The following is an 8,854-nucleotide window of genomic DNA, read 5'->3' as shown; positions in this document are numbered from 1 at the left end:
TCAACCGAACTTGAACAGGATGCCATAGCCGCCACGTGGATATTCCCAGGCCACGTTGCGATGTTCGGTGCAGATCACGCGGCAGGTACCGCATTCCAGGCAGCCATCGGTGGTCAGCAGGATCTGGCCCCCGCCTTCGGCGGTATAGCAACCGGCCGGGCAGCAGGTCAGGCATTGCTGGGTCTTGCATTGATCAGCACACACCGACTGGTTCTTGATAGCGATATGCGGCCGGCCGCTGTCGATCTTGTAGCGGTTCTGGAACAGTTTTTCCTCGACCTTGGACGTGCTCATTCGAAAGCCCTCCACATTTTGTAGGCATCACCCACCAATCCGAATAAGGAGCGCCGCTGGGTGAAGCTGCGCCGGATGTCTCGTTCCTTGGATTTCTTGTCGGTCCCGTCGACCTTGAGCATATGGTGCGCCGCCTGGTTGAGTAGTTCGGGGTAGGTGTTCAGCAAGTGCGGGTTGCGATGGAAGATGCCGGGCAGGGCGCGGTATTTCTTCAGGTCCTTGATGACGAAGCTCTCGTTGAGCGCGGTGCGATAGCGCGCCAGGTTGCGCTCGGTCAGAGGCAGTCCTTCGGCACGCAGGGCAATCACGGTTTCGGCAGCCAGGCGGCCACTGGTCATGGCGAGGTTGGAACCTTCACGATGTACCGCGTTGACGAACATGCCGGAGTCGCCCACCACTATCCAGCCACTGCCATAGAGACAGGGAATGGAATGGTAGCCGCCCTCGGGAATGAGGTGGGCTGCATACTCCTTCATTTCTCCGCCTTCGAGCAGCGGTGCAATGGCCGGATGGGCCTTCATGTCTTCCAGCAGTTGGTAGGGTGAGCATTTCTGCCGTTTGAGGTCGGACAACATGCAGCCCACGCCGATGGTCACTGAGTCGCGGTTGGTGTAGAGAAAGCCGGTACCCATCATGCCCTTGGTGATCTTGCCGACCATCTCGATGACCACGCCGGCATCGCCGCTGACGTTGAAGCGGCTGGCGATCGTTTCCTCCGGCATGAAATGGATTTCCTTGACCGCCAGCGCCACCTCGGCCGGATCGAGTTCGGGGCGAAAGCCGGCTTTGCGGGCCAGCACAGAATTGACGCCATCGGCCAGCACCACGATGTCGGCATAGATCGAGCCGCCCACGCGATCGGTCTGCACGCCCACGACGCGCTGGCCATCCATGAGCAGATCGGTCACCGTGGTCTCGCAGATCAGCAGGGCGCCGGCCTGTTGTACCTTCTGCGAAAACCATTTGTCGAACTGGGCGCGGATGATGGTATAGCGGTTGTAGGGCGGCTTGTTGAAGTCTTCCGAGCGGTAGTGGCCGCCGATGAAGGATTGATCGTCGAGCACCCACATGCGCTGCTCTATGATGTGACGCTCCAGCGGCGCGTCTTCGCGAAAGTCGGGAATGATACGTTCCAGCGCATCCGAGTAGAGGATGGCGCCTTGCACGTTCTTGGAACCGGGATATTCCCCCCGTTCGATCTGCAGCACCTTCAGTCCGGCCTTGGCCATGGTGTAGGCACAGGCATTGCCGGAGGGCCCGGCGCCGACCACGATGGCATCGAATTTCTCAGTCATGCTGTTCTCCCTGTTATGGCTCAGCTCGCCATGCGCATCGTGGCCAGTTGTTGACGGAAGGCCTCGGTCAAGGCCGGCAGGATGGTCATGGCGTTGCCGACGATGCCGTAGCTGGCGAAGTCGAAGATGGGGGCATTGGGATCACTGTTGATGGCAATGATCACGTCAGAATCGGCCATGCCGACACGGTGCTGGATGGCACCTGAGATACCAGCCGCGATATACAGCTTGGGCCGCACGGTCTTGCCGGATTGCCCGACCTGGCGCTCGGCCTGGACCCAGTTGGCTTGCACCACCGGGCGCGTGGCACCCACCTCGGCTCCCAGCACCATGGCCAGGTCCCAGATCAGCTGGAAGTTCTCGGCCCGCTTCATGCCGCGCCCACCCGCCACGATGATGTCGGCAAACGGTAGCTGCGGCTTGTCTTGCTGATTGTCGGGAATGTATTCGAGTACCTTGGTGATGATGTCGCTCTCGACCAGGCACAGCGGGTGTTCGATGATCTTGCCGTGGCGGCTGCGATCGGGTTCCGGCATGGCCATCACGCGCGGTCGCACGGTGGCCATCTGCGGCCGGTAGTTCAGCGTCAGGATGGTACACAGCAGGCTGCCGCCAAAGGTCGGTCGCGACGCCGCCATGCTGCGGTTTTCCATGTCGATTGTCAGTGCGGTGCAGTCGGCGGTCAGGCCGGTCCTGAGTGTGGTGGCGACACTGCCGGCCAGGTCGCGCCCTTGCGCGGTTGCCCCCAACAGGAGGATTTCCGGCTGATAACGGTTGACCAGGTCGGTGAGTCCCTTGGTGAAGGGCTGGTTGCGATAGGCCGACAGGGTGGGGTCAGCCATCAGGTAGCAGGTGTCAGCACCATGGTGGAACGCCTGTTCGCAGAACTGTCGGGTCGCCAGGTCGGGCGCACCCAATACCACGCCCGAGAGCGACACGCCAAGCTGGTCGGCCAGCTTTCGACCCTCGCCCAGCAGCTCCCAGGAGACGGGGTGGACTTCGTCGCGCTCATGTTCGATGAATACCCACACGCCCTGGTAGGCCTTGAGGCGTTCGTCCAGTTCGTATTTTCCCTTGCCGCCTTTGCGCTCTGGAGCAGGCTTCTCTTGGTTCATGCTGTGCCTCGTAGAATCTATGTGGGGTGGATCAAGCAAGCTTCTTGGCAATGGCCTCACCCAGTTTCGGGTGTTGCGTGAAGAGTTTGCCGACCAGGGTGACCGCCAGGTCGCGCGCTTCGTCGCCCTCGGTCGTGATGATCTCGGCGCGGCGGGCATTGGGCTTGGGCGCAAACACCTTGCTCACCACGGTGGGCGAGCCCTTCAGGCCGATCTTGCTGACGTCCTCGATGCCGGCGGCCGCTCGGTCCCAGGTACGGATCGGATGGCGAGCGGCGCGGAACATGTTTTCCATGGTGGCAAAGCGCATTTCGTTGCTGCCTTCGAGCATGGTGATGAGGCAGGGCAGCCGGGTCTGGAGCACCTGCACCCCGCCTTCGGCGCGGCGCTGGATGACGATTTCGCGCGCAATGGGGTCCAGCGACACGATCTTGGAGACATAGGTCAGCAATTGCAGATCAAGCCGCTTGGCGATGCCCGGGCCGACCTGGGCCGTATCGCCGTCGATGGTCTGCTTGCCGGCCAGGACCAGATCGACCGCCTGGTCTTGTGAGATCCGCTGGATGGCGGCCGCCAGCGCATACGAGGTGGCCAGCGTATCGGCACCGGCGAAGGCGCGGTCGGTCACCAGGATGGCATCATCAGCGCCGAAGGAAATGCATTTGCGCAGCGCCGCCTCCGCCTGCGGCGGGCCCATGGTCAGCACCGTCACCCGTCCGCCGACCTGATCCTTGATGCGCAGGGCTTCTTCCAGCGAAAACAGGTCATAGGGGTTGATGATGGCCGGCACGCCCTGGCGCATGATGGTGTTGGTGACCGGATGCACGCGGATCTGGGCGCTATCCGGTACTTGCTTGATACAGACGACGATATGCATGGTGTTCTCCAAAAGGGCAGGCTCAGGCCTTGGCTGGCAGGGACATGCGCAGCATCTCCAGGGATACCGACTTGCCGTGGGCATCCTGGAAAACCTTGAACACTTTCTCCTGTGCCGGCGTGGAATGGACGAAGTCGTCGTAGGCGGCGGCCAGCAGGGCACGCAGCTTCTTGAACATCTCCACTTCGTCCAGATCATCCAGGCCACGCTCCTGCCGCATGTACTGGTAGAAGCGCTTCAAGATGTGCAGGCGATTGACGTTGACGACCGCCTGCTGATAAGGCACGCCGAAGAAATCGAGGAACTCTTCGGCGGCGGACAGTTGTTTCAGTTTTTCGGCCAGGGTCAGCATGACGGGCTCTCTTTCGTAGTTGAGAGGAACACGGACACAGTGCGCGGGAACGGTGAATCGAAGTACTTACATCTGGCTGGCCGCACAGGCGCCGCTTTCCAGGAAAAATCGCGTGAGTTCATCTTCGCTGGGCGCGGTCTTGGCCATCATGGTGTGGTCACGGATGCGCAGGAGCATGGCTTGTGCCTGGCTGTCCGAGAGCAGTATTCCCATCTTGGCGAAGGCATCCTTGACACCGCGCGACCCCGAATGCTTGCCTAGCACGATGTGATGGCTGCGGCCCAGTTCGGCCGGGCTGAAGTGCTCATAGTTGGCCGGGTTCTTGAGCAGGCCGTCCACGTGGATGCCCGATTCATGCGTGAACACTGCTTCGCCGACGATGCTCTTGTTGGGCGCCACCGCCTTGCCGGAGGCCTTGGCCACCAGCCTGGAAATGGCCGGAAGAGAGCGGGTATCGACCTGGGTCTCAATGCCATGCAGATGGCGCAAGCCCATCACCACTTCTTCCAGCGGCGCATTGCCCGCGCGCTCGCCCAGACCGTTGACGGTCGTGTTGACGTGGCTGGCGCCGGCATTGATGGCGGCCAGGGTGTTGGCCGTGGCCAGGCCCAGGTCATTGTGGGCGTGCATTTCAAGTTCGATGTCAATTTCCTGGCGCAACTGGCGGATCACTTCGTAGGTCGCAAAGGGATCGAGCAGCCCCAGCGTATCGGCAAAGCGGAAGCGCCGGGCACCGGCGGCCTGCGCCGTCTCGATCACCCGCAACAGGAAGTCCGGGTCGGCGCGGGAGGAATCCTCGCCACCGAGGCAAACCTCCATGCCCAGGTCCAGTGCCTTGGGCAGGAAATGCCGGATCTGCGCCAGCACCCAGTTGCGGTCGCGTTGCAGCTTGTGCTGGATATGGATGTCCGACACCGGCATGGAAAGATTGACGATATCGGCGTTGCAGCGCGCAGCGGCGGCCAGGTCGGCCTCGCACATGCGGCCCCATACCATGGTCTTGCTGCGCAGAGGCAGGGCGGCGATGGCCTGGATGACCTCGATTTCGGCCTCGCCCATGATGGGAATACCGATTTCCATCTCTGGGACGCCGATCTCATCGAGGGCGCGCGCGATGGCGATTTTTTCTTCCGCGGTGAAGGCAACACCGGCAGTCTGTTCGCCGTCGCGCAGGGTAGTGTCATTGATTGTGACCATCTCGGATTCTCCGGCAATGCGATACGAAAAATGTTTTCTGATCTTGATTTAGCAATTCATGTGCCAATGAGATTTGCAGAATAAATTCCTTGAAAATCAATGTGATAAGTGAATCGCCTGGTGTTTTTCGGTAGTCCGTGGTCCTTGTCACTTTTGTCGTGTTTGTCGTGTCTTGTCCGGCCTTGCCGCCCCGGCACATCGCGCAGTCCTCAGTCCCGTTCGCGTGCCAGATTGACGGTGTAGAGGGGCAGTTCGATCACCAGGTCCTGCTGTCTCAGGACCACCTGGCACGCCAGGCGCGACTGCACGTTCAAGCCCCAGGCGCGCCCCAGTTGGTCTTCCTCGTCATCGCTGGCCGGCGCAAGAGAGTCGAAGCCTTCATGGACGATCACATGGCAGGTGGAACAGGCACAGGATTTTTCGCAGGCGTGCTCCAGTGCGATCCCGTTCTTGAGCAAGGCATCGCACAGAAACTGGCCGCTGCGCGCATCGAAGCTGCTGCCTTCGGCGCACAGTACGGGGTGGGGACGAACGGTGATGTGCGGCATGGCAGCTCCCGATGTGGCCGGGATGGCCCCGGTCAGGGTTGGAACATCAAGTCATGAGCCCAAGTCGATGGCCTCCAGGCGCTGCCCGGAAAGAGCCTGCGACACACTGGCATTCATGCGCCGGGCGGCGAATTCCTGGGTGGCCTGGTTCAGGGCATCGCAAGCGCTATCGAGCGCAGCGATGTTGTCGTCAGTGGCTTCGCGTGCGGTCTCGATCAGTTCCGTCAGGGCATACAGGTGCTGGCGGATGTACGCCTGTTCAGTGGCGCTGAGCAGGCTGTGGCCGTCGAGCTTGAGGGCAGCATCGGTGGCGTCGGCCACTTGGCGTGCATTGACCTGGGCTTCACGCAGCGTGCGCATCTTCATGTCATCGGTGGCGTACCCTGCGGCTTCGGAGAGCACACGGGCGATGTTGGCGTCATCCAGTCCATAGGAGGGCTTGACGGTGACGGCCGCTTCTACGCCGGTGCTTTGTTCGCGTGCCGAGACCGACAGCAGTCCGTCGGCATCGATCTGGAAGGTCACGCGGATACGGGCCGCACCCGCCACCATCGGAGGAATGCCGCGCAGCTCGAGGCGCGCCAGGGAGCGGCAGTCGGCCACCAGTTCCCGTTCGCCTTGCAGCACGTGCACACTCATGGCGGTCTGGCCATCCTTGAAGGTGGTAAATTCCTGCGCCCGTGCCACCGGAATGGTGGAGTTGCGCGGGATGATCTTTTCCACCAGCCCCCCCATGGTTTCCAGCCCAAGCGAGAGCGGACAGACGTCCAGCAGTAGCCAGTCGCTTTGTTGGCGATTGCCGGCCAGGACATTGGCCTGCATGGCCGCGCCCAGCGCCACGACCTGGTCCGGATCGAGATCGGTCAAGGGAGGCTGGCCGAAGAAGTTGGCCACGGCGGCGCGCACCTGGGGCATCCGGGTCGATCCACCGACCAGGACCACCCCGTCGATCTCGGACACGCCCAGTCCCGCGTCGCGCAATGCCTTGCGGGTGGGCAGCAGAGTGCGGGCCAGCAAGTCCCGGCTGATGGAGGCAAATACCTCGCGGGTCAACGACAGGTGCACGGCATGACCCGACGACAGGCTCAGCTCAATGGTCGCGCTGGGCTCCCGGCTCAGGGTTTCCTTCGCGTGCCGCGCAGCAGTGAGCAGGCGGCGGGTATCTTGCGTGGTGAGCTCTGCGCTTGCCAGCTGGCGCTGGTTGAGGATCCAGTCATGGATGCAGCGATCGAAGTCATCGCCACCCAGGGCGCCGTCCCCATTGGTGGCCAGCACTTCAAAGACCCCGCGCGAGAGCTTGAGGATGGAAATGTCAAAGGTGCCGCCACCCAGGTCATAGATAGCGAACACGCCCTCGGCAGCCTGGTCGAGGCCATAGGCAATGGCCGCCGCCGTGGGCTCATTGAGCAGCCGCAGCACAGTCAGGCCGGCCAGGCGCGCTGCATCCTTGGTGGCCTGGCGCTGGGCGTCGTCGAAGTAGGCCGGCACCGTGATCACCGCGCCGCTCAGTTCGCCACCCAGCGAGGCTTCGGCCCGCTGGCGCAATACCCGCAGAATGTCGGCCGATACATCGATGGGTGTCTTGATGCCCGCAGCGGTGTCGATCTGGACCAGCCCGGGCTTGTCGATGAAGGCGTAGGGCATGTCAGCGCTGCTGCCTGTGCTGATATCAGCGCGGTCACGTCCCATCAGGCGCTTGATGGAGGACAAGGTATTGCGCGGATCATCGCTCTGTGCGGCCTTGGCTGCATGGCCGACGATGGCCGGTGGTCGCTCTGCCGGCTGCAGGGAATGGGTCGGCAGATAGCGTACCACCGAGGGCAGCAGTGCCTGCCCGGCCTCATCCGGCAGGACGCGGGCCTGGCCCGATTGGACCGTGGCCACCAGCGAATTGGTGGTGCCCAGGTCGATGCCCACGGCCAGCCGGTGCTGGTGCGGTGCCGTGCTGCGGCCAGGTTCGGCGATCTGGAGCAGGGACATGGCCTAGACCGCGAAGCTTTCACCGCAGCCGCACTGATTCCTGGCGTTGGGATTGTTGAACTTGAAGCCCTCGTTGAGCCCTTCGCGCACGAAGTCCAGCTCGGTGCCATCCAGGTAGGGCAGGCTCTTGGGATCGATCAGCACGGTCACGCCATGGCTTTCGAAGCGCACATCCTGCGGCTCGGCGACATCGGCATATTCGAGCGCGTAAGCCATGCCGGAGCAGCCGCTGGTCTTGACTGCCAGGCGCAAGCCGACAGCGCTGCGCTTGGCCAGGAAGGCGTGTACGCGGCGCGCGGCGTTTTCAGTGAGGGTGATGCTCATCGCCTTACCTCCTCAGACCGAGAATGAACTGCCGCAGCCACAGGTGGTGGTGGCATTGGGATTTTTGATGATGAAGCGGGAGCCTTCCAGGCCTTCTTCGTAGCCGATCTCGGCGCCATTGAGGTATTGCATGCTCATGGCATCGACCAGCAGCGAGACACCGTTGCGCTCGATGCAGAAGTCGTCTTCGTTGACGGCATCATCGAAGGCAAAGCCATACTCGAAGCCGGAGCAGCCGCCGCCGCTCACGTAGATGCGCAGCTTGAGCTCGGTATTGCCTTCTTCGCTGATCAATTCGCTGACCTTGGCCACGGCCGAGTCGGTAAAGATGAGAGGGGCGTCGGCGGTGATGGTGTCGGTATCGGACATGATGGACCTTCAGGAGATGAGGATGGGAACCGGCCGTGCAGTCTTAGTCGGCGATGGGAGCACAGACCGGATATTGCTTGGGGGCCGGTGCCGCCTGCTGGGCCTCAGGCGTGGCGTCATGCCGGCTGCGATAATCCGCCACCGCGGCCTTGATGGCATCTTCGGCCAGGATGGAGCAGTGGATCTTCACCGGCGGCAAGGCCAGTTCGTCGGCGATGGCAGTGTTCTTGATGTCCAGTGCCTGGTCCAGCGTGCGTCCCTTGAGCCACTCGGTCACCAGGGAGGATGATGCGATGGCCGAGCCGCAGCCGTAGGTCTTGAACCTGGCGTCTTCGATGATGCCGTTGTGATCGACCTTGATCTGCAGCTTCATCACGTCGCCACAGGCGGGCGCACCGACCATGCCGGTGGCCACACTGGTGTCGTCCTTGTCGAAGCTGCCGACGTTGCGGGGGTTTTCGTAGTGATCCATCAGTTTGTCGCTGTAAGCCATGATGTGCTCC

At 62.2% G+C, this 8,854-nt stretch carries 11 protein-coding genes; all 11 read right to left on the bottom strand.

Going from position 1 to position 8,854, the window contains the following annotated elements:
* Positions 1 to 294, bottom strand: coding sequence for a ferredoxin family protein (locus tag VE092_RS05530; protein ID WP_006463103.1), 294 nt, complete (start codon positions 292 to 294; stop codon positions 1 to 3).
* Positions 291 to 1,589 (bottom strand): FAD-dependent oxidoreductase, encoded by a 1,299-nt coding sequence (locus VE092_RS05525; protein WP_324874626.1) that lies wholly within the window; start codon positions 1,587 to 1,589, stop codon positions 291 to 293. The genes VE092_RS05530 and VE092_RS05525 overlap by 4 nt, the downstream gene beginning before the upstream one ends.
* A gap of 20 nt (positions 1,590 to 1,609) precedes the next feature.
* Positions 1,610 to 2,704: an electron transfer flavoprotein subunit alpha/FixB family protein gene (locus VE092_RS05520; protein WP_324874624.1), complete on the bottom strand. Its 1,095-nt coding sequence runs from the start codon at positions 2,702 to 2,704 to the stop codon at positions 1,610 to 1,612.
* A 31-nt stretch (positions 2,705 to 2,735) separates the two neighbouring features.
* Positions 2,736 to 3,581 carry an electron transfer flavoprotein subunit beta/FixA family protein gene (locus VE092_RS05515; protein ID WP_324874621.1) on the bottom strand — a complete coding sequence of 282 codons (846 nt, stop codon included), beginning with the start codon at positions 3,579 to 3,581 and terminating at the stop codon, positions 2,736 to 2,738.
* A gap of 22 nt (positions 3,582 to 3,603) precedes the next feature.
* Positions 3,604 to 3,933 carry a nitrogenase stabilizing/protective protein NifW gene (gene nifW / locus VE092_RS05510; protein ID WP_324874619.1) on the bottom strand — a complete coding sequence of 110 codons (330 nt, stop codon included), beginning with the start codon at positions 3,931 to 3,933 and terminating at the stop codon, positions 3,604 to 3,606.
* Between the two features lie 66 nt (positions 3,934 to 3,999).
* Positions 4,000 to 5,130 carry a homocitrate synthase gene (gene nifV / locus VE092_RS05505; protein ID WP_324874617.1) on the bottom strand — a complete coding sequence of 377 codons (1,131 nt, stop codon included), beginning with the start codon at positions 5,128 to 5,130 and terminating at the stop codon, positions 4,000 to 4,002.
* A 209-nt stretch (positions 5,131 to 5,339) separates the two neighbouring features.
* Positions 5,340 to 5,678, bottom strand: coding sequence for an ISC system 2Fe-2S type ferredoxin (fdx, locus tag VE092_RS05500; RefSeq protein WP_324874615.1), 339 nt, complete (start codon positions 5,676 to 5,678; stop codon positions 5,340 to 5,342).
* 51 nt (positions 5,679 to 5,729) lie between these two features.
* Positions 5,730 to 7,658 (bottom strand): Fe-S protein assembly chaperone HscA, encoded by a 1,929-nt coding sequence (hscA, locus tag VE092_RS05495; protein ID WP_324874613.1) that lies wholly within the window; start codon positions 7,656 to 7,658, stop codon positions 5,730 to 5,732.
* A gap of 3 nt (positions 7,659 to 7,661) precedes the next feature.
* Positions 7,662 to 7,982 (bottom strand): iron-sulfur cluster assembly protein IscA, encoded by a 321-nt coding sequence (iscA, locus tag VE092_RS05490; RefSeq protein ID WP_324874611.1) that lies wholly within the window; start codon positions 7,980 to 7,982, stop codon positions 7,662 to 7,664.
* A gap of 12 nt (positions 7,983 to 7,994) precedes the next feature.
* A complete protein-coding gene (erpA, locus tag VE092_RS05485; protein ID WP_324874609.1) occupies positions 7,995 to 8,351 on the bottom strand; it encodes an iron-sulfur cluster insertion protein ErpA in 357 nt (118 codons plus the stop codon).
* Between the two features lie 43 nt (positions 8,352 to 8,394).
* On the bottom strand, positions 8,395 to 8,844 hold the full coding sequence (gene iscU / locus VE092_RS05480; protein WP_324874607.1) for a Fe-S cluster assembly scaffold IscU: 450 nt from the start codon (positions 8,842 to 8,844) through the stop codon (positions 8,395 to 8,397).
* Positions 8,845 to 8,854 lie beyond the last annotated feature (10 nt).

The sequence above is a fragment of the Herbaspirillum sp. genome (assembly GCF_035644555.1).
Lineage (GTDB): Bacteria > Pseudomonadota > Gammaproteobacteria > Burkholderiales > Burkholderiaceae_D > Herbaspirillum.
Note: the sequence above shows the minus strand (reverse complement) of the source record. Positions and strands in the feature narration are given on the sequence as shown.